Origin of the sequence: Stappia sp. MMSF_3263 (assembly GCF_030733745.1) — a bacterium.
GTDB lineage: Bacteria > Pseudomonadota > Alphaproteobacteria > Rhizobiales > Stappiaceae > Stappia.
This window is the reverse complement of sequence record NZ_JASHIK010000001.1, coordinates 520,398-544,466: the sequence shown is the minus strand read 5'-3', so window position 1 is coordinate 544,466 and position 24,069 is coordinate 520,398. Positions and strand designations below refer to the sequence as shown.

General features: G+C 65.7%; 24 protein-coding genes. 11 read left to right on the top strand and 13 right to left on the bottom strand.

Features of this window, described 5'->3' with window-relative positions:
• Positions 1-172: 172 nt before the first annotated feature.
• Positions 173-739, top strand: coding sequence for a GNAT family N-acetyltransferase (locus RBB46_RS02555; RefSeq protein ID WP_306027272.1), 567 nt, complete (start codon positions 173-175; stop codon positions 737-739).
• Between the two features lie 38 nt (positions 740-777).
• On the opposite strand, the gene RBB46_RS02550 is transcribed toward RBB46_RS02555, so the two are convergent.
• The gene (locus RBB46_RS02550; RefSeq protein WP_306027271.1) at positions 778-1,872 is read right to left on the bottom strand and encodes an AbrB family transcriptional regulator; all 1,095 of its coding nucleotides are present in this window, start codon (positions 1,870-1,872) and stop codon (positions 778-780) included.
• Between the two features lie 131 nt (positions 1,873-2,003).
• On the opposite strand from RBB46_RS02550, the gene hemN reads away from it, so the two are divergent.
• A complete protein-coding gene (gene hemN, locus RBB46_RS02545) occupies positions 2,004-3,353 on the top strand; it encodes an oxygen-independent coproporphyrinogen III oxidase (protein ID WP_306027270.1) in 1,350 nt (449 codons plus the stop codon).
• Between the two features lie 104 nt (positions 3,354-3,457).
• On the opposite strand, the gene RBB46_RS02540 is transcribed toward hemN, so the two are convergent.
• The 7 genes from RBB46_RS02540 to RBB46_RS02510 all read right to left on the bottom strand — a co-directional run bounded on the left by RBB46_RS02540 (position 3,458) and on the right by RBB46_RS02510 (position 9,279).
• On the bottom strand, positions 3,458-4,171 hold the full coding sequence (locus RBB46_RS02540) for a Crp/Fnr family transcriptional regulator (protein WP_306027269.1): 714 nt from the start codon (positions 4,169-4,171) through the stop codon (positions 3,458-3,460).
• A gap of 228 nt (positions 4,172-4,399) precedes the next feature.
• Positions 4,400-4,738 carry a response regulator gene (locus RBB46_RS02535; protein WP_306027268.1) on the bottom strand — a complete coding sequence of 113 codons (339 nt, stop codon included), beginning with the start codon at positions 4,736-4,738 and terminating at the stop codon, positions 4,400-4,402.
• Between the two features lie 184 nt (positions 4,739-4,922).
• Positions 4,923-5,534, bottom strand: a complete 612-nt coding sequence (locus RBB46_RS02530; protein WP_306027267.1) for a response regulator transcription factor — start codon at positions 5,532-5,534, stop codon at positions 4,923-4,925.
• Positions 5,531-6,718, bottom strand: a complete 1,188-nt coding sequence (locus RBB46_RS02525) for a nitrogen regulation protein NR(II) (protein ID WP_306027266.1) — start codon at positions 6,716-6,718, stop codon at positions 5,531-5,533. The genes RBB46_RS02530 and RBB46_RS02525 overlap by 4 nt, the downstream gene beginning before the upstream one ends.
• Positions 6,719-6,843: 125 nt before the next feature.
• Positions 6,844-8,013, bottom strand: coding sequence for a pyridoxal phosphate-dependent aminotransferase (locus RBB46_RS02520; protein ID WP_306027265.1), 1,170 nt, complete (start codon positions 8,011-8,013; stop codon positions 6,844-6,846).
• A gap of 83 nt (positions 8,014-8,096) precedes the next feature.
• On the bottom strand, positions 8,097-8,525 hold the full coding sequence (gene mscL, locus RBB46_RS02515; RefSeq protein ID WP_306027264.1) for a large-conductance mechanosensitive channel protein MscL: 429 nt from the start codon (positions 8,523-8,525) through the stop codon (positions 8,097-8,099).
• A 73-nt stretch (positions 8,526-8,598) separates the two neighbouring features.
• Complete coding sequence (locus tag RBB46_RS02510) at positions 8,599-9,279, bottom strand: hypothetical protein (RefSeq protein ID WP_306027263.1); 681 nt, start codon at positions 9,277-9,279, stop codon at positions 8,599-8,601.
• Between the two features lie 109 nt (positions 9,280-9,388).
• Here RBB46_RS02510 and RBB46_RS02505 point away from each other — a divergent pair, with 109 nt between their 5' ends.
• A complete protein-coding gene (locus RBB46_RS02505) occupies positions 9,389-12,913 on the top strand; it encodes a PAS domain-containing hybrid sensor histidine kinase/response regulator (protein WP_306027262.1) in 3,525 nt (1,174 codons plus the stop codon).
• 132 nt (positions 12,914-13,045) lie between these two features.
• Positions 13,046-13,645: a cytochrome P460 family protein gene (locus tag RBB46_RS02500; RefSeq protein WP_306027261.1), complete on the top strand. Its 600-nt coding sequence runs from the start codon at positions 13,046-13,048 to the stop codon at positions 13,643-13,645.
• A gap of 28 nt (positions 13,646-13,673) precedes the next feature.
• Here RBB46_RS02500 and RBB46_RS02495 read toward each other — a convergent pair whose 3' ends face one another.
• The gene (locus RBB46_RS02495; RefSeq protein ID WP_306027353.1) at positions 13,674-14,357 is read right to left on the bottom strand and encodes a response regulator transcription factor; all 684 of its coding nucleotides are present in this window, start codon (positions 14,355-14,357) and stop codon (positions 13,674-13,676) included.
• A 364-nt stretch (positions 14,358-14,721) separates the two neighbouring features.
• On the opposite strand from RBB46_RS02495, the gene RBB46_RS02490 reads away from it, so the two are divergent.
• The 5 genes from RBB46_RS02490 to pip are packed head-to-tail and all read left to right on the top strand — an operon-like array spanning position 14,722 to position 18,517.
• On the top strand, positions 14,722-15,021 hold the full coding sequence (locus RBB46_RS02490; RefSeq protein WP_306027260.1) for a DUF4212 domain-containing protein: 300 nt from the start codon (positions 14,722-14,724) through the stop codon (positions 15,019-15,021).
• Positions 15,018-16,853: a sodium:solute symporter family protein gene (locus RBB46_RS02485; RefSeq protein ID WP_306027259.1), complete on the top strand. Its 1,836-nt coding sequence runs from the start codon at positions 15,018-15,020 to the stop codon at positions 16,851-16,853. Before RBB46_RS02490 ends, RBB46_RS02485 begins: the two co-directional genes overlap by 4 nt.
• A gap of 29 nt (positions 16,854-16,882) precedes the next feature.
• Positions 16,883-17,179: a hypothetical protein gene (locus RBB46_RS02480; protein ID WP_306027258.1), complete on the top strand. Its 297-nt coding sequence runs from the start codon at positions 16,883-16,885 to the stop codon at positions 17,177-17,179.
• Between the two features lie 4 nt (positions 17,180-17,183).
• Positions 17,184-17,513, top strand: coding sequence for a hypothetical protein (locus RBB46_RS02475; protein WP_306027257.1), 330 nt, complete (start codon positions 17,184-17,186; stop codon positions 17,511-17,513).
• Between the two features lie 53 nt (positions 17,514-17,566).
• Entirely contained in the window at positions 17,567-18,517 is a 951-nt protein-coding gene (pip, locus tag RBB46_RS02470) for a prolyl aminopeptidase (protein ID WP_306027256.1), read from the top strand.
• Between the two features lie 13 nt (positions 18,518-18,530).
• Here the strand turns inward: pip and RBB46_RS02465 are convergent, their stop codons facing one another.
• Positions 18,531-18,923, bottom strand: a complete 393-nt coding sequence (locus RBB46_RS02465; protein ID WP_306027352.1) for a secondary thiamine-phosphate synthase enzyme YjbQ — start codon at positions 18,921-18,923, stop codon at positions 18,531-18,533.
• A gap of 302 nt (positions 18,924-19,225) precedes the next feature.
• Here RBB46_RS02465 and RBB46_RS02460 point away from each other — a divergent pair, with 302 nt between their 5' ends.
• Both RBB46_RS02460 and RBB46_RS02455 read left to right on the top strand, forming a co-directional pair.
• A complete protein-coding gene (locus RBB46_RS02460) occupies positions 19,226-20,194 on the top strand; it encodes an alpha/beta hydrolase (protein ID WP_306027255.1) in 969 nt (322 codons plus the stop codon).
• 44 nt (positions 20,195-20,238) lie between these two features.
• Positions 20,239-21,111 (top strand): thioesterase family protein, encoded by an 873-nt coding sequence (locus tag RBB46_RS02455; protein ID WP_306027254.1) that lies wholly within the window; start codon positions 20,239-20,241, stop codon positions 21,109-21,111.
• Between the two features lie 3 nt (positions 21,112-21,114).
• On the opposite strand, the gene RBB46_RS02450 is transcribed toward RBB46_RS02455, so the two are convergent.
• From RBB46_RS02450 to RBB46_RS02440, 3 genes are all read right to left on the bottom strand, one after another.
• Entirely contained in the window at positions 21,115-21,618 is a 504-nt protein-coding gene (locus RBB46_RS02450) for a hypothetical protein (protein WP_306027253.1), read from the bottom strand.
• Positions 21,619-21,726: 108 nt separating this feature from the next.
• Entirely contained in the window at positions 21,727-22,347 is a 621-nt protein-coding gene (locus tag RBB46_RS02445) for a 2-hydroxychromene-2-carboxylate isomerase (RefSeq protein WP_306027252.1), read from the bottom strand.
• Positions 22,348-22,406: 59 nt separating this feature from the next.
• A complete protein-coding gene (locus RBB46_RS02440; RefSeq protein ID WP_306027251.1) occupies positions 22,407-24,062 on the bottom strand; it encodes a cisplatin damage response ATP-dependent DNA ligase in 1,656 nt (551 codons plus the stop codon).
• Positions 24,063-24,069: the final 7 nt, after the last annotated feature.

Below are 24,069 nucleotides of genomic sequence, written 5' to 3'. Positions count from 1 at the left end.
GTACTATCACCTAAGATATTCGGCGGGTCTGCCCGACAGCAACACGCCAGGCGGCCCCGTCCCTTGACGGAGCATCATGCGGCGACCACATCGCGGTCGAACCACCTGCCGGGCAAAGGCCCGGCGTTCCCCGCCCTTTCCGGCATGCCCCAACAGATCGGAACACCCGTCCATGGTACCAGACGTCTCCATGCTGACATGCAGCACGGCTCGCCTTGTCCTGCGCCCCTTCAGGCTCGAGGACTTCGACGCCTACAGCTTTTACCATCAGCGCGAGGACGTCTATCGCTTTCTGTACAGCACGCCCCCCGCAGTAGAGGCGTTGCGGGCCAATTTCGAGGCCGCGATGCAGCCCGGGCTTGCTCGTGCCGGCGACGCGCTGCACCTGGCCGTCGAGCGCATGGAGGACGCGGCCGTCATCGGCGAGGTCTTGCTGAAACTGGCCGACGGCGCGGCGATGCAGGCCGAGATCGGCTACATCTTCAATCCGCGCTACGGCGGGTCAGGCTATGCGACCGAGGCCGTCGAGGCGATGATCGGCATCGGCTTTCGCGTATTCGGTTTCCACCGGATATTCGCCCGGATCGACACGCTGAACCATGGCTCGGTCGGGATCGTCGAGCGGCTGGGTCTCAGGCGCGAGGCGCATTTCATCGAGAACGACCGCTTCGATGGCGTCTGGGGCGATGAATTCGTCTATGCCACGCTTGCAAGGGAATGGCAGGCATCGCGCGCCTGACGAACCGGGAAAGCAGGACAGGAATGTCCCGCCCTTTCTCAGTTCGGTTTTTCCGGCGGCCCGAGCAACCGCCGCGTGATCAGTGGCAGCAGCAGCACCATGCCGACATAGCGTGCGAGCTGATGAGCGGCAACGAAGGCCGGGTCCAGATTGAGCAGGAAGGCGAGCAGCGTCATCGCCTCCAGCCCGCCCGGTGCAAAGGCGAGCAGGAGCTGGCCGAACGGCAGGCCGAAGAATGCCCAGATCAGGCCCGAGATCGCGGTCGCGATGCTCATGCCGACGATGAACGCGCCGAGCGACACCCCGATCATGCGCGCGAACTCGCGCGGCGAAAGATTGGTGAAGCGACAGCCGATGACGCAGCCAAGGCCGACAAGCGCCGGCAGACTGAGCCATTGCGGCATCTCCACCTGCATCCAGCCGGCGGCGTTGACAATCGCACTCAGAAAGAACGGACCGGTCAACCAGCCGGCGGGCACACCCGCGCGGTTGAAGACATAACCCGCGGCAAGACCGGCAGCGGCAAGCAGCGCCAGCATTTCGGGTGACAGCGGGTCGACCTGTGGCGGCAGACCCAATCCGTGCGTATCGCTGCCGACAATGACGGCAGGCAGCACCGCGACCAGCACGAAGACGCGAAAGCTCTGCGCCATCACCACCCGCATGGCATCAGCCTTCGGGTAGGAAAGCGTCAGGATCATCACATAGGACAGAGCGCCGGGGATCGCGGCGAAATAAGCGGTCGGCTTGTCCCAACCGGCAACCCTGCGCTGAAAGAGATATGTTGCCCCGAGGATCGCAACGACGGACACGACCAGCAGCGCCATGGTCACGGGCCACTCGCCGATGCGTGCAACCGTTTCCGGCTTCACGCCGGAGCCCATCGTCAGCCCCAGAACGACAAAGAGCGTATCGCGCAGGCCATTCGGCATGGCGCAGGGAACTCCGGACAGCACGGCCACGGCAACCAGCACCATGGCTCCGGAAAGCCAGGCCGCCGGAAGGCCGAGAACATGGAACATGGCGCCACCCAGCGCGCCGAGCGCGAGCGTCGTGGCAGTCTTCAGGACGAGGGAGGCTTGCGGTGAAATGATCGTGATCCGGAAAGCTGACGTGAATCGAAGGCATTTCATATTACGAATATCCGCTCGCCAGCGCATGCCTGAATTCCGCAACCAACCCCTGCGCCACGCGCAAGGCGGATCCGCAGGCCGGCTTGAGCCAGATCAAGGCAACGCGACCACGACGGGGCAATTGTCGGCCCATGACAGATCTCGACCACCGCTACGCGACCCGCTCGGTTCCCCGCTACACCAGCTATCCGACCGCGCCGCATTTTCATGCCGGAGTGACCGGCGCGACCTATGGCGACTGGCTCGCGGCGCTTGCGCCATCGAACGCGTTGTCGCTCTACCTTCACGTTCCCTTCTGCCGCAACATCTGCACCTATTGCGGCTGCCATACGAAGGCTGCGCGCAAGGACGGACCGCTGCACGACTACGCTGAGACACTGCTGTCGGAAATCGACCTCGTCGCGGCGCGGCTCGGCAGCGGGCGTCCAGTTACCCACATTCACTGGGGCGGCGGCACACCGAGCCTGATGCCGCGCGAGCCCTTCCTAGCCATCACCGCAGCGCTTCGCCGGCATTTCGACATCGGGGACGCCTGTGAACATGCCATCGAGCTGGATCCCAGGACGGTAACGCCAGAACTCGCCGAAACCCTGCGCGAGGCCGGCATCACCCGGGCCAGCCTCGGCGTACAGGATTTCGACCTGACGGTGCAAAAGGCGATCGGCCGGGTGCAACCCTTCTCGCAGGTGGCGCGTGCCGTCGACCGGCTGCGCGCGGTCGGTATCACGCAGATCAACTTCGACCTGATGTACGGCCTGCCGCACCAGGACGTCGACACGATCGCCGAGACCGTGCGATTGACCCGTGAGCTTGCTCCCGGCCGCATCGCCCTGTTCGGCTATGCCCATGTGCCCTGGATGAAGAAGCACCAGCGGCTGATCGACGAGACGGCCCTGCCCGACACCCGGGCACGGCTGGCCATGGCCGACTTCGCCCGCCGGGAGCTGGTCGACGCCGGTTACGAGGCGATCGGGCTCGATCATTTCGCCCTGCCCACCGACAGCATGGCCCTTGCTCTGCGCGCCGGCACGCTGCGCCGCAACTTCCAGGGCTACACCACAGATACCGCCGATACGCTGATCGGCTTCGGCTGTTCCTCCATCGGCCGACTGCCGCAGGGCCATGTCCAGAACATGTCGGACACGGGCGGCTGGTCGCGGGCGGTGCGTGACGGTCTTCTGCCGGTGGCGCGGGGATTCGCGCTGTCAAACGAGGACCGCGCGCGCGCCGCGATCATCGAGCGACTGATGACCGGCCATATGGCTGACCTGGCAGAGATCGCCCGCGCTCACGGCTTTGCCGAAGAGCATTTCGCCGGGGACCTCGTCTCGCTTGAGGAGATGATCGACGACGGTCTGGTCGAGGTCAGCGGCTCCCGGGTTACGATAACCGAACCGGGCCAGCAATATGCCCGCGTCGCGGCCGCCGCCTTCGACGCCTATCTGGAGCGGGGCACCGCGCGCCATTCGCTCGCCGTTTGAGGCCCGAACGCGTATCGAGACGCCGACAAAAAGAAACCCGGATACGAAGGTATCCGGGTCAGCCCGCGTGGAGGGAGCGGGCAAAGTCGAGTGCAGATCGTGTTTCAGTGAATGCCGGTGAGCTGGCAAAGACCGCAGACGCGATTGACGTGAATACGGTCCTGACGCTCGAGACGGATCACACCGCGCCGCTTCAACTCGGAGATCACCCGGCTGACCGTCTCGATTGTCAGGCCGAGATAGTCGGCAATTTCCTGCCGCGTCATGCTCAGCGCCAGGTCGTGGCCGTCGCATTCCGCGTCTCGCGGACCGATGCAATCCTCCCCGCCGCGGTTCGGCACCATGCGCAGCAGGTAACTGGCGACGCGTTCCAAGGCGGACTTGCGGCCAAGTAGCATGGCGTGTTCGTGCATCTTCTCCATCTGCGAGATCAGGCATTTGGAGACGTGACGCTGCAGCGTGTTGCAGCCATCGATCTCTTTCCGGTCGAAAGCGGAGACCCGGGCGGGCGTCAGCGTTTCCGCCGAGCAATCGTAGCGCGTGCCGGCGGCGATGCCGAAGATCATGCCCGGATTGAGAATCTCGACAACCTGCCGGCGCCCGTCCGGAAGCAGCTTGTAGAGCATGACGATGCCATCATCGAGTTCAAAGACCCGGTCAGCCTGATCCCCCTCGTAGAAGATAATGGAATGCTGCGCATGGCGCTGGGAGCGTGACTGGAGGCCTCGGCCGGCGTCGCCATCGGACCTGCGATCAACACCGGGCGGCACGACGGAGATCTGCGGGATACCGTCGCCGGTGCGTTCCAGATAAGCCATCGTCGTCCTCCTGAGACTGTTTGCACGGCTGCCGGAAAACCTACCAAGAGCGGCCCGTCCGCCTGCTCCGTGCTGTGCCTGTGTCCCGTCCGACACAGACGCTCCGTCAACCTGTCGTTATTCTAGGAGGAAGTCGTGATGACTGTAATTCGGTCGTTTTCGTACGACGTATTACCTAGAGCGACATTTGGGCGCAGTTTGGGAATACGTCTGAAACGCAAACTTTCATCAAAGATGGGCAACGAGCGCTTCTTCGGTCAGGGGCTTGCGCAACAGGATCGCCGGGATGTTCGTACCGAACAAATCGGCGATTGCACGGCTCGATTGCCCGGTGATCGCGATCACCTTGGGCGGACGCTTCATGGAATCTAGCCAGCGGATAAGCTGCATACCGCTGACACCGGGCAGGCCGAGATCCACAATCACCGTGTCCTCCTGGCGCGGGGGCTTGCTTTCGAAGAAGCTTTCGGCGTCGGGATAGATGATGGACTTGTGCCCGATCTGGTCGAGCAGGAGGCCGAGGGAGTCCCCCACTCCAGGGTCGTCCTCGACAATATGGATGATCACCGACCCTTGTCCCTGCCAGCTGGCGGCAAGCGGCAAAAAGCCCCGCCGACCGCACAATGCAATGGACCGGAGGTAGTGTACTCATCCGGTCACCAGACAGGGAATATAGTCCCTTCCTCTCCCCTCAAAAATCAGGAGGAACACGCAAGGCGGGGACTTCGCAACAACGGTCACGATAGGGCGTTCACTCGCGGGAAAGAACGATCCGAACCAGATCGGCAGCGTTGCGCGCGCCCAGCTTTTCCATGATCCGGGCACGATGAACCTCGATCGTGCGGGGGCTGATGCCAAGCGTGCGGCCCGCCTCCTTGTTGGATGCGCCGGCTGTAATTTCCTCAAGCACCTCGCGCTCGCGCGGCGTTAGCGTGTCGGCCCCGGGGAACGTGCGTTCCGGCAGCGTCTCGCCCGCCGCCTTCTGTGTCGCTGCGATGGCATCGCGCACGCGCGTCACCACCGTCTCCGCGTCGAAGGGCTTCTCGATGAAGTCGTGAGCGCCCTGCTTGATCGCCTCCACCGCCATCGGGATATCGCCCTGGCCGGAGATGACGAACACCGGTGTCCGGAAGCCGTCCTGCTGCAGCTTGCGCAGAATCTCGATGCCGGATTGCCCCGGCATGTGGACGTCGAGAATGACGCAGTCGCCGGGCGCTCCCCCGGTTCCCACAAAATCGAGAAAGGCCTCTCCGGTTTCGAACGAGGCCACGTCATAGCCTTCAAGATCGAGCACCAGCGTCAGGGCATCGCGGATCGCGGGGTCATCATCGACAATATGAATTGTCTGCGCGCTCTCGCTCATGCGGTAGGTCCTTTCATGGTTGGGACGGTGTCGGCGGACGCGCCGTTCTGTGCCGGCCTGCCGAGCGGCAGCCGCAGCACGAACGCGGCCCCTCCCTCGCCCCCGTTTGGCTCAACGGCGAGATCGCCGCCATGATTTTGTGCAATCGAGCGCGAAATCGTCAGGCCGAGGCCGAGCCCGCCCTTCTTGACGCTGGAAAATGCACTGAAAAGCGTCGGAACCACCTCGGCCGGCACACCGCCACCCGAATCGGTAATGCGGATGAACATGTCGTCACCCAGGACCGCGGCCGACATCCCAACGCGTTTGACAGGTGTGTTGCGCACGGCTTCGAGTGCGTTCCTGACCAGGTTGATCAGGATCTGCTGAACCTGGACCGGGTCGACACTGATAGGCGGCAACCCGTCCGCGACGGAATTCGTGATGTCGATGCCGCTGCAATCCGTGCCCAGCGTCACCAGTTCAAGGCATTCATGCACGAGCTGGGCGATGTCGACCTGCCGGCGCTCGGGGTCGCGCTTCTCGACGAAACGGCGCATGCGCTGGATGATGTTGCTCGCCCGCTCGGCCTCGCGCACGCCCTTGTCGACGATCTCGACGAGCTTCCCGTCGGGATGGTCGTCGCTGACCTTCCGCTTGGCGGCCTGCAGGTAAAGCATGATCGCGGTGAGCGGCTGGTTGAGTTCGTGCGCGATCGCGGCACCCAACTCGTCGAGCGCGCTGATCCGGGTCATGCTGACGAGCTGTCCCTGCACCTCGGCAAGGCGCCGTTCGACGACCTTGCGCTGGCGAAGATCTCGCAAGATGCCGATGAACTGACGCCCTTCCGGCGTTGCCGCCTCACCGACCGACAGCTCGAGGGGGAATTCCGTTCCGTCACGATGGCGGCCGCGAACCTCGCGTCCGATACCGATGATACGCTTCTCTCCGGTATCGAGGTAGTGCCGCACATACCCGTCATGCGCCTGGGCATAATCCGAAGGCATGAGGAGCTTGACGTTCTGGCCCCGCACCTCTTCGGCTGAAAAACCGAACAGTGTTTCACAGGCCTTGTTGAAGAGGATGATCCGGGCACGGTCATCCATCACGACAATTCCGTCGACGGCTGTTTCAAGCACGCTCTCGAGACGCGCCTCTGAGACACTCGGAGGAACAGGCGAACCCTGACTGTTGTCTTCGCGCATGACTGGCCCAATCCAACCCGGTTCCGTTACCCGACCGCCAGGGGCCCGCTTCCGGAAATGTCTTCAACAGTCCGAAATTTTTTCACGTGTACGCAAAAATCCGTAACGCAATTACGTGTGCGTCGTCAACGCGCCAGCCAAGCGGAAAGCCGCTGCGATGCCCGCTCCAGATCGTGCCGCGAACGGGCGAAGCACAGGCGCAGGAACCCCTCGCCGCCCTCGCCGAACGCGCTTCCCGGAGCAAGGCCAACGCCCGTCTCCGCCACGATGCGCTTTGCGGTCTCGCGGCAGTCGGCATGGCCATCTATGCCGAAAAAGACGTAGAAGGCGCCTTGCGGCTGCGCGAACCGTACCCGATTGCTCCCTCCGAGCGCTTCGCGGATGACCGCAAGGCCCTCGTCGGCACGACGAACCTGCTCGGTGACGAAGTCTTCGCCCTCGCCCAGCGCGGCCACCGCCGCGCGCTGCATGAACTCGGCAACGCCGGATGTCGAATACTGGATGAGGTTCTCGACCACCTGCCCCATGGCCGGCGGCGCCGCCAGCCAGCCGACGCGCCAGCCGGTCATCGCCCAGTTCTTGGAAAACGTGTTCACGTAGAGAATCAGGTCGTCCGGCTCCGAAACATCGAGGAACGAGGGTGCGCGCGCCTTCCCTCCTGGAACAAAGCGGCTGTAGACCTCGTCCGAGATGATCCACAGGCCCCGGCGGCGCGCCTCATTCAGAATAGCCGCCAGGGTCTCGCGGTCGGCCATCCAGCCGGTCGGATTCGAAGGCGAATTGAGATAGATGGCGCGGGTGCGCGGCGTCACCGCGTCGAACAGGCGCTGCACGTCGAGCGTCCAGCCCTCCGGCGAGAATCCCAGCGGAACGGCGACGGCCCGCGCGCCCATCACACCGATCGCGGCGGGGAAATTCGGCCATGCGGGCGATGGATAGACGACCTCGTCGCCGGCGCCGGCAACCGCCTGGACGGCGATCTGGATCGCCTGCATGCCGGACCCGGTGACGAAAAAGCGCTCGCTGCCCCAGTCCCGGCCGAAATGACGCAAGTGATAACCGGCAAGCGCCTCGCGCAGCGCCGGGATGCCCCGCTGGTAGGTGTAGAAGGTCTCGCCGCGAGCCAGCGATTCCTCCGCAGCCCGGCGAATGAAACCCGGCGTGGGAATGTCGCCCTCGCCAACCCAGAGCGGGATCAGGTCTTCGCGCTCGCGCGCGAAATTCACCACTTCGACAATACCGCTTTCGGGCGCGGAACGCGCCTCCGGCCTCAGGGCCGCAATCACATCAGGCATGGGTCAGGCTCTTGGCGGGAGTGGCGGAGCACCCGGCGCTCGGAACGCGGTCCCGCGTTGCCGCCGCCGGGCGCGAGCCGCAATCAGCGGGATTTCAACAAGTCGCGGATCTCGGCGAGGAGTTCCTGGTCCTTGGTCGGTGCGGGCGGTGCGGAGGGCGCCGCCTTTTCCTTTTCGCGCAGTCGGTTGACCCCCTTGACCACGACGAACAGGGCGAAGGCGACGATCAGGAACTTGATGATGGCATTGATGAACAGGCCGATGTTCCACGTCACCGCGCCGGCATCCTTCGCCGCCTCGATGGTGAGGTAGGGACCAGGCGTCGCGCCTTCGCTCAGGATCACGAAAAGCTGGGAAAAATCGATACCGCCGATGATCAGGCCGATCGGCGGCATGATCACGTCGTCGACCAGCGACGAGACGATGGCGCCGAACGCCGCGCCGATGATGATGCCCACGGCCATGTCGACCATGTTGCCCTTGACGGCAAACGCCTTGAATTCCTTCAGCATGATGGTTCCGTCCGTTGCTGTTCGAGGTCGTGACCGGCGCCGTGTGCGCGCGCCCGGTCCTGCCAGTCGTCATTTAGCATGGCACCGGCGATCCTGAAATTGGAGAGTTTTCGGGGGCACCCGCGATCCCTACCGCGTCGATTTCCCGGGCAAACCGCGCGTGGATGCCGGCGAGCACCAGTCGCAAAAGGTTGCGCAGAACCTCTTCTTCGCCTTGCCGGCGATCCGGGTCGTTGATCGGATCGAGCGGCAGCAATGCGTGAAACCGGGCAGCCCCCGGCCGCGAGATCATCGCGCGCAGGTCCGCAGGCGGCCGCTCCGCGAGCCGCTCGATCGCCGCACGGACGTCCTCCTCCGCCTCGCCCTCTGTTGTCGTCAGCCGGTCGAGCGCGGCCAGCGCCTCGTGCCGCAGGATCACATCGAAACGTGCGGCCAGGTCCCGTCGTGCCGCGAGAGCAGCGCCCGGCGTGTCGTGGGCCGCCAGCAGGTCATGGGCGGCAAGGCGCGCCGCCCGCGTCACCCAGACAAGGCAAAGCGGCGCCGCGCGGTGCCGCGCCGCATCGAGCCTGTCCTGAAATCCAGGGGAAGAGAAGAGCGCCGGCCAGCCGCGTCCGGTCCGCATCCTCGCATAGTCCTGCATGACCCGGTTGCCAAGGTAGCCCGCCTCCAGGGCAAGCGCGCCGGCGAGATCGCCACGCTCGGCAAGCGCGACCGCGCGATCCCCGCGCAGCCAGCGCCGAAATCGTTCCAGCACCTGCATCTCCTATCGCCGTCCGGCCAATGGACAGCACCGGGCAACTGTGCTCCGATCGGCGAAAGCTGGCAAGGAGGGGCCGGCAGGCAGCGCGGGAGGAACGGCACGGATGCTGGAGGGATGGGTCGTCGTCGTCGCGGCGCTCGGCTACGTGCTGCTGTTGTTCGCCATCGCCAGCTATGGCGACAGGACGGCACGCTGGACAACGTCCGGGCACGGCCGCCCGCTCATCTATGCCCTCTCCATTTCCGTCTACTGCACCTCCTGGACCTTCTTCGGCTCGGTCGGCACGGCGACGCGCAGCGGCCTTGAGTTCCTGACAATCTATATCGGCCCGATCCTGGTCTTCGCGCTCGGCTATCCCTTGTTGCGCCGGATCATCCGCCTTGCCAAGAGCGAGCGGATCACCTCGGTGGCCGACTTCATCGGCGCGCGCTACGGCAAGAGCCAGCCGGTCGCGGCTGTCGTGGCGATCATCGCCGTCGTCGGCATCGTCCCCTACATCGCACTGCAATTGAAGGCTGTGTCGCTGTCCGTGACCACGATGATCGGCCGCGTCGACCTGTCCGGAGGCTCTCCGGGCCTGCCTTACCTTGACGATGTCACCTTGATGATCGCCATCGGCATGGTCGTCTTCGCCTGGCTCTTCGGCACTCGCCACATCGATGCGACCGAGCACCAGGAAGGGCTGATGCTGGCGATCGCCGCCGAAGCGGTGGTCAAGCTCTTCGCCTTTCTCGCGATCGGCATCTGGGTCACCTATTTTCTCTATGACGGGCCGGGCGACCTCTTTTCGGCGATGGCCGCCGACACCCGCGTGGTCGATGCGATGGCGGGCGAGTTGTCCGGCGGCAACTGGGTGGTAATGACGCTCCTGTCGGGCATCGCGGTCATCCTGCTGCCGCGTCAGTTCCATGTCACGGTGACGGAGAACAATTCAGGCGCGGAACTGCGCCGCGCCACCTGGTTGTTTCCGCTCTATCTCGTTGCCATCAATCTCTTCGTCGTACCGATCGCGGCGGCCGGAATGATCATCCTCGGCCCCTCCACCAACCCGGACACCTATGTGCTGGCGCTGCCGATCGCCGCCGACAATCCGTGGCTGGCGCTGATCGCCTTCGTCGGCGGTCTTTCGGCCGCGACCGCCATGGTGATCGTTGCCAGCGTCGCACTGGCCATCATGATCTCCAATGACCTGGTCATGCCGCTGGTGCTCCGCCGCTCCAGCGAGGACGCCATCATCTCCTCCAAGGGCGAGGACATGAGCCGTCTCCTGCTGCTGACGCGGCGGGCGGCCATCTTCGTCACGCTGCTGCTGGCCTATGCCTATTACCGCGCCGCCGGCGACACCGCCGCGCTGACATCCATCGGCCTGTTGTCCTTCGCCGCCATCGCACAGTTCGCGCCCGCCTTCTTCGGCGGCCTGGTCTGGCGGCGGGGCACGGCGCGCGGCGCCATCGCAGGCATGCTGTCGGGCTTTGCAATCTGGGTCTACACGCTGTTGCTTCCGACCTTCGCCCAGTCGGGCCTGATGTCCGACGGTTTCATGGAGAACGGTCCGTTCGGCATCTGGCTGCTGCGGCCACAGGCACTGTTCACGCTGGCCTTCGACCCGCTCACGCATGGCGTCTTCTGGAGCCTGGCAATCAATGTCGGCGCCTATGTGCTGGTCTCGCTGTCGCGTGCGCCGGAGCCGATCGAGCGCCTGCAGGCCAATATCTTCGTGCCGGCGGAACTGTCGCCCGCGCCAGGGCTGCGGCTGTGGCGGACATCGGTCACCGTCGGCGACCTGCAGGCGACCATCGCCCGCTATCTCGGCGAGGAACGCACCGAGCGCTCCTTCCAGCGCTTCACCCGCGAGCGGGGGCGCGATTCCGATCCGGCCGCGCTCGCCGACGCCCAGATATTGCGGTTTTCCGAGCAACTGCTCGCCAGCGCCATCGGCGCCGCCTCCTCGCGGCTGGTGCTGTCGCTTCTGGTCAAGCGGCGCGATGCCTCCAGCAAGGGCGCGCTGAAACTACTCGACGATGCGACCGTTGCCATCCAGTACAATCGCGACCTCCTGCAAACCGCGCTCGATCAGGTGCGGCAGGGCATTTCCGTGTTCGACCGCGATCTGCGACTGATCTGCTGGAACCGCCAGTTCCGCGAATTGCTCGGGTTGCCGGCGGAATACGGCCAGGTCGGAACACCGCTCGACGCTATCCTGCGCTACAACGCCAAGCGGGGCGAATTCGGCAATGATTCCGTCGAGGCGACTGTCGGCGACCGTATCGACAAGCTCGCCGTGCGCCACGAGACGTTCCAGGAACACATGATCAACGGCGGCCTCGTTCTTGAGGTGCGCACCAGCCCGATGCCCGATGGCGGCATCGTCACCACCTACACCGACATCACCGAGCGCGTGCTCGGCGAGGAGGCGCTTGCGCGCGCCAACGAAACGCTGGAACGACGGGTGCGCGAGCGGACGCTGGAGCTGACGCGCGTCAACGAGGAACTGACGGAAGCCACGGCGCTCGCCGACGAGGCCAATCTCGGCAAGACCCGCTTCCTCGCAGCCGCGGGCCACGACATCCTGCAGCCGCTCAACGCCGCGCGCCTGTATGCCTCCAGCCTGATCGAGCGCTTCTCCGAAGGCGAACTGAAGCATCTGGTGCAGAATGTCGGCGCCTCGCTGGAATCGGTGGAGGAGATCATCGGCGCCGTTCTCGATATCTCGCGGCTCGACACCGGCGCGTTGAAGCCGGAGGTCACGGTGTTCCGCCTGGAGGAGATTCTCAATCCGTTGCGCACAGAGTTCGAGCCGGTCGCGCGCGAAAAGGCGCTCGACCTGCGCATCCTGCCGACCAGCATCAGTGTACGGTCCGACCGGCGGCTGCTGCGCCGCCTGCTTCAGAACCTGGTCTCCAACGCCATCAAGTATACCCGCTCGGGCCGGGTCCTGGTGGGGGTGCGCCGGCGGCGCGGCAAGGTCGTCGTCGAGGTGTTCGACACGGGCATCGGCATTCCCGAATCGAAGCAGAAGCTGATTTTCCTGGAGTTCCACCGCCTTGATGACGGCGCACGCGAGGCGCGCGGCCTCGGCCTTGGCCTGTCCATCGTCGAGCGCATCGCCCGCGTCCTGGATCATCCGGTCGAACTCGTCTCGCGCGCGGGCCACGGCTCGCGCTTTTCCATCGAACTGCCGGCCGCCGCCTCGGTACCGGTGGTCCTGGAGCCCCCTGCCCCGCTGGCCAACGCTTCCGCGCTGCGCGGCCTGCACGTGCTCGTCATCGACAACGAACCCCAGATACTCGACGGCATGCGGGTGCTGCTCAGCGGCTGGGGATGCCGTGTGACAACCGCGCTGGATCCTCGTGAAGCGGCGCGCAAGGCCAGCGAGAACAGCGACCGACCGGATGTCCTGGTGGTCGACTACCATCTCGACGAAGGCACCGGAGTGGAAGCCGTTGTCCAGCTTCGCTGGCGTTTCGGCGTCGAGATTCCGGCGATACTGGTCACCGCCGACCGAAGCCAGGCGGTCCGGGCCGAGGCCGCGGCGAAAGGCATGGATATGCTCAACAAGCCGCTCAAGCCCGCCGCCCTTCGCGCCTATCTTTCCCGGCTTCGCGGCGCGGCGACCGCCGCGGAGTGACGCAGGTCACAATTTCCTTCAAACGACCGTGTAAAGGCTTGCATTGTCCGTGACCGGCGAACCACGGAACGTGTTGACGCGCGGCCTCATTTCGCGATGCCTGCGTCTCTGGATCGCTGCGGGGAACACCACATGAAACGACGTCTGCAACTGGTTCTGGCCGGCCTGGCGCTTGCCCTGTCCGCCCACGCCGCACAAGCGGCCTGCGAAGCCGGCAAGGCGGGCTACGAGCTGACACCGGCGGAAGCGACTGCCGTCTATGACTGCCTCAAGGCCGACCTTCTTGATGGCTACCTGCAGGGGGACAAGCGCTGGATTCCCGCGGACTACGTCGCCTCCTACCGCTCCTGGACGCCCGCCAGCGCCTTTCCGGCCGCACCCGGTTTCCACGGCGAGCGGCTCCTGATGACTTATGTCAACGAGATCGGCGCCGACACCTATCTTGAATACAAGGACGAGGGCGTCATCGTTCCCGCCGGCACGGTGATCGCCAAGGAAAGTTTCGCGGTCGACGAGCAAGGCAAGGTGCAGCCCGGTCCACTGTTCATCATGGAGAAGGTGGAGGCCGGCCGATCCCCGCAGACCGACGACTGGTTCTACATGGCGGTCGCGCCGAACGGATCGCCGATGGCAATGGACGTGATCTCCGCCTGCAGCGAATGCCACCAGCAGAATTTCGGCGCCCAGGGTGGTCTCGGCTATCCGGTTCCCGGCGCGCGGATCGCACGCTGATCCCGCCGCCGGCGGGCGAAGGAGCGGCTCAGCGGGCGACTGCTGCCTGCCACTGGCCCAGTTCGATCCTGGAGGCCGCGATCACGGCCTGCGTCCGGCTTTCGACGCCGAGCTTCTGCAGGATCGCCGAGACATGCGCCTTGACGGTCGCCTCCGAGACGCTGAGTTCATAGGCGATCTGCTTGTTCAGCAGTCCCTCCGACAGCATCATCAGCACCCGCACCTGCTGCGGCGTCAGCGTCGCAAGACGGTGAACCATGTCGAGAAGCTCGTCGTCATCCTCGCTGAGATCCACGTCCGGCGGCGTCCAGACCCCGCCCGCCATGACGTTGAGGACAGCATCGCGAATCACCTCGATCCCAAGCGATTTGGGAATGAAGCCGGACGAACCGAGCTCCATGCAGCGGCGGATCGTCGAGACGTCCTCGGTCGCCGAGACGATGACGACCGGTACGCTCTGGTATTGGGCACGCAGATACATCAGCCCGGAAAACCCCCGCATGCCCGGCATCGACAGGTCGAGCAGAAGCAGGTCCACCTCTTCATGCTTCTCAAGTCGCGTCGCCGCATCCTCAAGTGTTCCCACCTCGGATATCCCGGCTTGCGGATAGAGCGTCTCGAGCGCCTGTCGCAACGCGCCGCGAAACAGCGGATGATCGTCGGCAATCACGAAATGATAGCTTGCGTTGTCCGACACGCCGGCTTCCTCCATCGACGTCGGCCGAGACACGCCGCGCGCGAGTTGTCGCGCCGCCCCCTCGTACCTTTCCTTGACCGGCGCGCCCGCAGGCAGGCCCGCAAAGGCCAGCGCCGGTCTCCCCCCAGAACCGACCCTTCCGGCTCCCCCCCGTCTGGATCAGTTTCGTTTTGCATTATCGTCACTGGCCGCGGCGGCTTCAAGCGGTAGCAGGCCGCCAGCATGGCCGGATCGGTATAGCCAGTCTGTCACGGCCATGTCCTTGCACAATTTTCCACGGTGGCACAGTCGTATATGTGTCGAATGCCGGGCCATACTGGTTGCGATGCGAATCACGCATCGCAAGGGCAACATGGTTCCCGTCGGGAGATTCTGGCGAATGACGCAGCTTTCGGAACAGCCGCCCGCGAACGCGCGGCGATGGTGGCAGCAGACGATGCGGCTCGCCTTGCTGACCCTGGCTGCCCTGGCCGTCTTCGCATTCGCGGTCCATGCCTTCGTCGGCGCGCTCGACACGCTGGTCTTCTTCGGCTTCCCGCTCGGCTACTACATGGCGGCACAAGGATCGGTCATAGCCTTCGTCGTCCTTGTGTTCTGGTTCGTCGCCTGGCAGGAGCGCATCGACCGGAAGGCCGGCGTGGCGGAGCCCTCCCCCCGCGATCCGGAGGGCAGCCTGTGAACCCGCCTGGCGCACCGGATCCGTTCCTCGACAATCTCGGCCGCATCTACGGAACGTTCATCGGCGGTCTCCTCGCCATTGTCGGCACGCTGGCGATCCTTGAGCAGCTTGGCCTTCCGGACCAGATCATCGGCTATGTCTTTGTCTTCGTGACGCTTGCCATCTATGCCGGCATCGGCATCGCGGCCCGCACCATGCGCGTCTCTCAATACTATGTCGCGGGACGCCAGGTGCCGGCGGTCTACAACGGCATGGCGACCGCAGCCGACTGGATGTCGGGCGCCTCCTTCGTCGGAATGGCCGGAACGCTCTACGTGCTCGGTTATGACGGGCTGGCCTATGTGATCGGCTGGACCGGCGGGTTCGTCCTCGTCGCCGTGCTGATCGCGCCGTTCCTGCGCAAATTCGGCGCCTTCACCGTGCCGGACTTCCTTGGCGCCCGCTTTGGCGGGAACCTGGCGCGGATGATCGGCATTCTCGTCCTTTTCGCCTGTTCCTTCACCTATGTGGTGGCGCAGATCTACGCCACCGGCCTGATCGCTTCCCGCTTCCTCGGCTTCGCTTTCGAAACCGCGGTCTATGTCGGGCTCGGCGGCATCCTGCTGTGCTCGATGCTCGGCGGCATGCGCGCCGTCACCTGGACACAGGTTGCGCAATATCTTGTGCTGATACTTGCCTATCTGCTGCCGGTCGCCATCCTGTCCGCACAGGAATTCGGCTTCCCCCTGGCCCAGGCGACGTATGGCGGCGTCCTCCAGCGGATTGCCGAGCTCGAGCAGCAGATGCTCGCCTCCGGCCTTGCCGACCCGGCGACGCTGGTGCCGCATCTGCAACCTTTCACAACGCTCGATCCGCTCAATTTCTTCGCGCTGATCGGCTGCCTGATGATCGGCACCGCCTCCCTTCCGCATATCCTGATGCGCTACTTCACGGCGGCAAGCGTGCGCGACGCCCGGCGTTCGGTTGCCTGGACCCTGCTCTTCGTCGCCATCCTCTATGTCACAGCGCCGGCCTATGCCGCCTTTGCCAAGCTGGAGGTCTATCAGAACGTCATCGGCGCCGGGCTCGATGCATTGCCGCAGTGGATCTACACCTATGGCAAGCTCGGGCTTGTCGACATCTGCGGGCAGAGCGCGGCCTCGGCCGACGCGGTGCGCGAGGCCTGCTCGGCGCAACCCGGCAACACCGGCGTTCTGCGCCTCCCCGATCTCGCCATAGACCGCGACGTGATCGTTATCGCGATGCCCGAGATTGCCGGACTGCCCTATGTGATCGCCGGGCTCGTGGCCGCGGGCGGTCTCGCCGCATCCCTGTCCACTGCCGACGGGCTGCTGCTTGCAATCGCCAACGCGCTCAGCCACGACGTTTATTACCGCATGGTCGACACCCGCGCGCCGGCAAGCCGGCGGCTGTTCATCGCCCGCCTGCTGCTGCTGGGCGCGGCGATCCTTGCCGCCTATGTCGCTTCCCTGCGCCCTTCCGATATCCTGTCGATGGTCGCCTGGGCCTTTTCGCTTGCGGCAGCCGGCCTGTTCCCTGCGCTGGTGCTCGGCATCTGGTGGCGGCGCTGCACCGCAGCTGGCGCCATTTGCGGCATGATCGCCGGCTTCGGCATCACCTTCTACTATCTCGCGATGACCCAGTTCGGCGGCATGGAAGAGTGGTACGGGGTGAAGAATGTCTCGGCGGGCCTGTTCGGCGTTCCGCTCGGCTTCGCTGTCGCGATACTTGTCAGCCTGGTCACCCCGGCGCCGTCGCGCCACGTGCAGGCACTGGTTCTGGAAATCCGCAAACCCTCGGGCGAGCCCGTCCTGCGCGACGGCGCTTCATGACGACACCTGGAAACGAGGGCTGAGGCCGGATGAGCCTGTCGGTCTTCATGATCGTGAATTTCCTGCTGGCGACGCTCATGTATCTGCTGCTCGGGCGGCTGGTGCTGCGCCTGCTGCTCGGATCGCAGGAAGACGGCATCGTCCAGCGCGCTTTCGCGCGCGGCACCGATCCCCTCGCCGCCGCCGTCCGCCTGGTCACGCCCCGGCGCGTACCCGACACGTTGCTGCTTCTGTTTGCCGCCGTCTGGCTCATTGTCCTGCGCGTCGCGCTGGTTGTCGGGTTTTCCGCGGCCGGCCTTCTGGCCGGCGCCGGCACGGGGGGCTAACGGAGTGGCACGCGATCACGGTCTTCTTGCCGCAACCGCTCTGCTTGCGCTTGCCAACGGCTTTTTCAATCCGCTGCTCGCGCCCCAGACGATGGCTGCCGTCATCCTGCTCGCCCCGCAGCCCGTCGCCGCCCTGCCGCAGGCGCTGGCGTTTCTCTCCATCGTCCTCGGCGCCCTGCTGACGCTCGTTGCCGGCGGCGTTCCGGCCGCCCTTTACGAACGCGTCCTCGGCCGGCAGCCCGGCGACCCCGGCACGGCGCTGGTGTGGCTCTGCGCGACCGGGCTGCTCGCCCTGCCTGCAATCGCCATGGCCGGCAGCCTGTTTTTGCGTTAGTTGAATCCCGTCCAGCCGAAGGCCGAAACCGGCCGCCTCAAGGAACGCATCCGATGACCGACGCGCTGTTTCCCCCGCTGCAGCCCTACGCCACAGGCCACCTTCCCGTCAGCGAGTTGCACACGCTCTACTACGAGGAGTGTGGCAACCCGCAGGGCATCCCGGCAGTGCTGCTGCATGGCGGGCCGGGCGGCGGAGCGGGCGAGATCATGCGCCGCTTCCACGACCCCGAGCGCTACCGGATCATCCTCTTCGACCAGCGCGGTTGCGGCCGCTCGACACCCCATTCGGAACTGCGCGAGAACACCACCTGGGACCTGGTTGCCGATATCGAGCGGCTGCGGGAGCACCTTCGCATCGACCGCTGGCAGGTCTTCGGCGGGTCCTGGGGGTCGACACTGGCGCTCGCCTATGCCCAGACCCATCCCGGGCGGGTGTCCTCGCTGGTCCTGCGCGGCATCTTCCTGCTGCGCCGCGCCGAGCTCCTCTGGTTCTACCAGGAAGGCGCGAGCTGGCTCTACCCGGATCTCTTCGCGCCCTACCGGGACTTCATCCCGCAAGCCGAGCGCGGCGACCTGATCGCCGCCTATCATCGCCGGCTGACCGGACCGGACGAGGCGATGCAGGTGGCGGCCGCGCAACGCTGGGCGGTTTGGGAAGGCTCGACGCTTTCGGTCCTGCGCGATCCGGCGCGCGAGGCCGCCTTTGGGGAAGCGCGCTACGCCCATGCCTTCGCCCGCATCGAGGCGCATTACTTCGTCAATGGCGGTTTCTTCACCCATGACGACCAGTTGCTGCGCGGCGTCGATGCGATCCGCGACATTCCCGCCGTGATCGTCCATGGTCGTCATGACGCGGTCACGCCGCTGAAGAATGCCGTGGATCTTGCCCTCGCCTGGCCGGAAGCGGTGTTGCGCATCATCGAGGATGCGGGCCACGCGGCGAGCGAGCCCGGCATCGTCGCGGCACTGGTCGGCGCCACGACCGCCTTCGCCAAGGGCTGACGAAGGGCCGCTTTCAGGTCCCCAGATAGCGCAGCGTCAGGCTGCGCTGATGCGGTTCGCGCCGGTGCTCGATCAGGTAGACCTCCTGCCAGGTGCCCAGATCGAGCCGCCCGGCCACCACGGGCACCTGCAGGCTGACGCCGGTCAGCGCGCTTTTCACGTGGGCCGGCATGTCGTCGGGTCCCTCCGTGGTATGCCGCCAGCCCGCGTCTTCAGGCGCCAGCCGCGACAGGGCGTCGGCCAGATCGGCCTGCACGTCGGGGTCGGCATTTTCCTGGATCGTCAGCGATGCGGAGGTGTGGCGCAGGAAGACCGACAGTTCCCCGTCGCGCGCGCCCTGCTCGGCAAGCCAGGCATCGAGCCCCCGGCCGATCCCGTAGAAACGGGGGCCTTTGGTCGCCACCATCAGCCGGCCCATGCGCTGGCGCAGGTCGAGCCCGTCATCCTCGAAGGTCCAGCACTCATAGGGTTGCGGATAGCGGGTCTGGCGCATGGTTCGGCTTGCCTCCTGGAGGAGGCAGAGTATGCGATTGCGCGCAAGCCAGCGCAAGCCGATGGGCGGCCGGAGGGCAAGGATCGCTCAGTGCCGGGTCAGGCCTGCAACGTCAATCGGTTAACTTGGGTTGCAGGGCTTGGCATCGCCCCCCGCAGCCATTAGCCTGCACCCGCTTATCCCTTATTCGAGCAAGGCAACGGGGCGGTGGCCGCATGGCTGCATACGATTTCACCAACACGTCTTTCGGCCAGGCGACCGAGGAAACGCGCGACTTCAATCGCGACCTGCTGCGACGCCTGACGCTGCTGCCGGACCAGTGGTCCTATCCGCCATCCGTGATCCGCGAACGAAGGGCGGAAGGGCTCGGTCCGTTCCCGCGGCCGCCGCGCTCGCCCGATGCCCGTGAAATCGAGATCGACGGCCCGCACGGCAAGGTGCGCCTGCGCCTTCTTGCACCGAAAAACCGCCCTTCCACCGGCGCCTATCTCCACATCCACGGAGGTGGCTGGACGTTGGGCGCGGCCGATGAACAGGATCCCCGCCTTGCCGAACTTGCCGAGGCGACAGGGCTCACGGTGGTTTCGTGCGACTACCGGCTGGCACCCGAGCATCCCTATCCGCAAGGTCCCGACGACTGCGAGGCGACAGCCCTGTGGCTGCAGCGCGAGGGGGCCGCTCTTTTCGGCGGCACGCGCTTTGCCATCGGCGGCGAGTCTGCTGGCGCCAATCTTGCCGTCGTGACGGTGCTGCGCCTGCGCGACAGGCACGGCATCTCCGGCCTGTTCGGCGCCGCGGTGCTGGTCTGCGGCTGTTACGACCTTCGCCTGACGCCCAGCGCCCGCAACTGGGGCGATGCAAAACTGGTTCTCAACACCCGCGACCTGACCATGTTCGCGCGCCACTATCTTGCCCACGGCCACGATCCGGCGACACCCGACGTCTCGCCCCTGCTGGCCGATCTTGCCGGGCTCATGCCGGCGCATTTCGTTGTCGGCAGCGAGGACCCCCTGCTCGACGACACGCTTTTCATGGAAGCCCGCTGGCGCGCCGCCGGCAACAGCGCGGATCTTGCCGTCCATCCGGGCGGCTGCCACGTGTTCCAGCATTTCGACCTCGAGATTGCCCGTGCCAGCAACCTGGCCATCGACCGGTTCCTGAACGCAACGCTTTCTCCCGCCTGAACTTCACCCTCCAAACCATTCGACACGCTCCCGGGGAGCCGACCATGCCTGCATTCGAAACATTGTTTTCCTTCGTGAATTGCTGGGAGTGCGACGAGAACGATCATCTCAACGTGCAATTCTACCTCGCCCGCTTCGAGGAGGCCGACCGGCAATTCCGACTGATGACCGGCCTCAGCGACGCGGTCGCCGGGGCCCGGCGTGCCCGCCACATCCGCTATCATGCCGAGCTCTATGCCGGCGACACGCTGATGGCGACCAGCCACATCGCCTTCGACGGTCCCTACATGCTGACCGTGGTCCACGAGTTGCGACGCACGGTCGACGGTGTTCTGGCCGCCACCGCCATCGACGGGTATGCGCCCTCCGACGGCATGGCCCGGGAACTGCGCCGCCGGTTCCAGGAAGCCAGCGCCCCGATGCCCGACAAGGCGCAGCCGCGCAGCCTGTCCTCGGCGCCCGAGGCAACCGGCGTCACCGCCCGCCAGGTGGAGGCAGCCGGTGCCAATGTCGTCCACCGGGCCACGGTGCTGCCGCGCAACACCGGTCCGGATGGCCGGGCCGACGATGCTTTCGCGCTCACCTGCTTCACCGAAGGCGCGCCGCATGTGTGGAACCGCACGCCGATGACCGACGGCTGGCTGACCAAGCGTGGCCTGGGCCGTGTCGCTGTGGAAATGAAGCTTGTCTGGGCAAGCCCGCTGAAACAGGGCGAGCCGGTCCTGACCTTGAGCGGACTGACCGGCGCGAGCCGGACGACCTTCACCTTCCGCCACTATCTCTACGAGGCGCGGACCCACCGTCTCGCGGCGATCTGCGACGTGGTCGCGCTTACCATGAATCTTGAAAGCCGCAAGGCGGTGCCGTTGCAGGAGGAGATTCGCTCGGCGATCCTCAAGGGCCTGTTGAAGCGCTGAGCGCTACTTGCCCATCCCTTCGTATTCGTCGCGCAGGGTCTTCATCAATCCGAAGAAGCGGCGCATCGCCTGCTCTGTGAAGTCGAGCGCCTTGTCCAGCTCGGCTTCCTCTTCGGGGCTGAAGCGCGGACGCCCGTCCTCCGTGCTCGGCGGCGTGCCGGGTGCCGTTTCCGGCAAGGTGCGGGGCGACGTTCCGGGACGGTCGCTGTCCGTCCCTCCCGACAGCCTGGCGTTTTCCGCGCGCAACGATGCCACTTCCCCGGCAAGGCGCGCGATCTCCGCCTCGAGAGCAAGCTGCGCGTCGGGAACGGGCACGCATCGCCAGCTATCGTTGCGAAGGCTGCATTCGGCCACCCGGCCGTTCTGCCGGTCGAGCCGGAGGTATCCCTCTCCGGCAGGGGCCAGCACGTAGCGGTCGTCCGCCTGCGGCCGGTCCGCCGTTTGTGCCACGGCAGGCCAGGCAGCCGCGCCGAGCATGGCAACAAGCACCAGGGTCGCAATCCGCATGACGTGTTTTCCTCGTCTGGCCGGCACGACGCGCTGCCGCTCGCCGTCCCGTGATCATGGCGCCTCGCCGTGGCAAAAGCACGACCATGCGTGCGTTCGAATGACGGTTCAGGGTTGCCCGTAAGGGCCACGGCCACTGGAAAGCGCCGCCTCCAGCAGCTCCAGCCGGTCCTGCCCCCAGAAGATCTCGCCGTTCAGCACATAACTCGGCGATCCGAAAACCCCCTCGGCGATCGCCTCGGACTGGTTCTCCATGTAGCGTTCGACAATCTGCTTCTCGCCGGCGTGGGAGATCACGGCGGTCGCATCCAGCCCGAGCTTGCCGAGAATAGATTTGTGCGTGTCTTCCTCGGCGATGTTCTGCTCCGCCACCCAAAGAGCCTCGAACACGGCCTGCGTGTAGGCAGCCACCGGTCCGCCATCGACGGCGATCGCCAGCGCGATGCGGTCGGCAAGATCCGGATTGACCGGGAAATAGGCCGGCTGCAGGGTCAATGGCAGGTTGCGGAACTCGCGCCAGCGCTGCAGTTCGACCAACCGGTAGGCCTGGCGCACCGGATGGCGCTTGGCCAGCGGCAGTCCGCCGGTTTCGGCGAAGACCGTGGTCAGCGACACCGGGCGGAAGCGCACCGCGTAGCCCTGCTTGTCGGCCATGGCGAGAAATGCCGTATGGCCGAGATAGGCCCAGGGTGAGGCATGCGTGTAGAAATAGTCGATGACGCGCTGCATTCAGGCTGTTCCTTGCTCAGCTTTTTCCGCCGGCACCCTGCGACGGGACGCGCCGGCGATCAAGCGCCGTCTGTCGCGCCATCCATGATCAGCGCCAGCAAGGTGTCGATCCGGTCTGCCTCGACCGGCGGCTTGTCCCAGCGCAGGCGCGAAATGCGCGGAAACCGCATCGCCAGGCCCGACTTGTGGCGACCGGATCGGTTCAGCCCTTCGAACGCGACTTCCAGCACCAGTCCGGCCTGCGCCTCGTGCCGCACCTCGCGCACCGGACCGAAGCGGTTGACCGTGTTGTTGCGCACGAAGCGGTCGATCTCCAGCAGTTCCTCGTCGGTGAAGCCGAAATAGGCCTTTCCGACGGGTACGAGTTCCTCGCCGCCGTCCTCGCGCGGTCGCCAGACGCCGAACGTGTAGTCGGAATAATAGGAGGAGCGCTTGCCGTGGCCGCGCTGTGCATACATCAGCACGGCATCGACCCGAAAAGGATTGCGCTTCCACTTGAACCACTGTCCTTTGGGCCGGCCGGGCAGATAAGGCGCCTCCCAGCGCTTCAGCATGAGGCCCTCGATCGCCGCGGCGTCGCCGCCGGCATGAAACGCGGACGGGTCGGAACGTGCCTTTCCGAGCGCCTCCCAACCGTCGGCCGCGACCAGCGGCGAGAGGTCGATGCGCGGATGGTCAAGTGCAACGAGGAACCGTTCCAGCATTCTCCGCCGTTCACGAAAGGGACGCTGGCGCAGATCCTCGCCATCGAGCGCCAGAAGATCGTAGGCCCGGATCGTCGCCGGGTGATCGCGCATCATCTTCGCCGTCACCGTCTTGCGATTGAGGCGCTGCTGCAACGTGTTGAAGCTCTGTGCCAGTCCGTCGATCACGACCAGCAACTCGCCGTCTATGGCGGCCTCGAAGGTGAGCGTTTCGACAAGATCGGGAAAGGCCGCGGAAATGTCCTCGCCGGTTCGCGTGTAGAGCCGGCGACGCAAGGCGCCCGTCCGGTCCCGCCCGGCAGCAGCCTGTACGCGGATGCCGTCCCACTTCCACTCGGCCGCGAAATCGCCCGCATCAAGCGTCCCGGTCTCCCGCACTTCCAGCGGATGGGCGAGCATCGCCGGGCGAAACGGCACCGGATCATCGGTTTCCGGCCGCTCGCCCTTGCCGGTCGCCCAGGCGAAAAGGGCCTCGTAGGGTGGGGCGAGCCCGTGCCAGACTTCCTCGACATCGTCGGGCGAGAGCGGGCCCAGGTTCGCCACGGCGGTCTTGGCGAGCCGCGCGGAGGCGCCGACGCGAAGCCCGCCGGTGACCAGTTTCAGCAGCGCCCAGCGGCCGGTCTCGTCCAGCGTGTCAAGCCAGGCGGCGATCAGCCCGGGCACCTCGCCGCGGCCCGCCCTTTCCAGCCGTTCCACCACCTCGCCGAGCGGCGGCGACCTGCCGGATCCGGCCGCCTCGGAGTGAGGCCAGATCAGCGCGATCGTCTCCGACAGGTCGCCGACGAAGTCGTAGGAGAGCGCGAAGAGATGCGCATCGACACGCTCGGCGGCAAGCGCGCGCAAGGTCGCCGGCTTGGCGTTGCGGAACCTCAGATTGCCGGTCAGCGCGGCAAGCGCGTAACCACGCGCCGGATCGCTCTCGCGCGAGAAGTAGTCCCCAAGCAGCGCCAGCTTCGCCGAGCGGCGCGGCTCGAAGGACAACCTGTCCAGCAGGGTGGCGAAGCGGTGCATCCCGGCG

Excerpts from the sequence above, each read along its gene's own strand:
- RBB46_RS02555 (WP_306027272.1), top strand. The coding sequence starts at position 173 with ATGGTACCAGACGTCTCCATGCTGACATGCAGCACGGCTCGCCTTGTC.
- RBB46_RS02550 (WP_306027271.1), bottom strand. The coding sequence starts at position 1,872 with ATGAAATGCCTTCGATTCACGTCAGCTTTCCGGATCACGATCATTTCA.
- hemN (WP_306027270.1), top strand. The coding sequence starts at position 2,004 with ATGACAGATCTCGACCACCGCTACGCGACCCGCTCGGTTCCCCGCTAC.
- RBB46_RS02540 (WP_306027269.1), bottom strand. The coding sequence starts at position 4,171 with ATGGCTTATCTGGAACGCACCGGCGACGGTATCCCGCAGATCTCCGTC.
- RBB46_RS02530 (WP_306027267.1), bottom strand. The coding sequence starts at position 5,534 with ATGAGCGAGAGCGCGCAGACAATTCATATTGTCGATGATGACCCCGCG.
- RBB46_RS02525 (WP_306027266.1), bottom strand. The coding sequence starts at position 6,718 with ATGCGCGAAGACAACAGTCAGGGTTCGCCTGTTCCTCCGAGTGTCTCA.
- RBB46_RS02520 (WP_306027265.1), bottom strand. The coding sequence starts at position 8,013 with ATGCCTGATGTGATTGCGGCCCTGAGGCCGGAGGCGCGTTCCGCGCCC.
- mscL (WP_306027264.1), bottom strand. The coding sequence starts at position 8,525 with ATGCTGAAGGAATTCAAGGCGTTTGCCGTCAAGGGCAACATGGTCGAC.
- RBB46_RS02505 (WP_306027262.1), top strand. The coding sequence starts at position 9,389 with ATGCTGGAGGGATGGGTCGTCGTCGTCGCGGCGCTCGGCTACGTGCTG.
- RBB46_RS02500 (WP_306027261.1), top strand. The coding sequence starts at position 13,046 with ATGAAACGACGTCTGCAACTGGTTCTGGCCGGCCTGGCGCTTGCCCTG.
- RBB46_RS02495 (WP_306027353.1), bottom strand. The coding sequence starts at position 14,357 with ATGGAGGAAGCCGGCGTGTCGGACAACGCAAGCTATCATTTCGTGATT.
- RBB46_RS02490 (WP_306027260.1), top strand. The coding sequence starts at position 14,722 with ATGACGCAGCTTTCGGAACAGCCGCCCGCGAACGCGCGGCGATGGTGG.
- RBB46_RS02480 (WP_306027258.1), top strand. The coding sequence starts at position 16,883 with ATGAGCCTGTCGGTCTTCATGATCGTGAATTTCCTGCTGGCGACGCTC.
- pip (WP_306027256.1), top strand. The coding sequence starts at position 17,567 with ATGACCGACGCGCTGTTTCCCCCGCTGCAGCCCTACGCCACAGGCCAC.
- RBB46_RS02465 (WP_306027352.1), bottom strand. The coding sequence starts at position 18,923 with ATGGTGGCGACCAAAGGCCCCCGTTTCTACGGGATCGGCCGGGGGCTC.
- RBB46_RS02460 (WP_306027255.1), top strand. The coding sequence starts at position 19,226 with ATGGCTGCATACGATTTCACCAACACGTCTTTCGGCCAGGCGACCGAG.
- RBB46_RS02455 (WP_306027254.1), top strand. The coding sequence starts at position 20,239 with ATGCCTGCATTCGAAACATTGTTTTCCTTCGTGAATTGCTGGGAGTGC.
- RBB46_RS02450 (WP_306027253.1), bottom strand. The coding sequence starts at position 21,618 with ATGCGGATTGCGACCCTGGTGCTTGTTGCCATGCTCGGCGCGGCTGCC.
- RBB46_RS02445 (WP_306027252.1), bottom strand. The coding sequence starts at position 22,347 with ATGCAGCGCGTCATCGACTATTTCTACACGCATGCCTCACCCTGGGCC.
- RBB46_RS02440 (WP_306027251.1), bottom strand. The coding sequence starts at position 24,062 with ATGCACCGCTTCGCCACCCTGCTGGACAGGTTGTCCTTCGAGCCGCGC.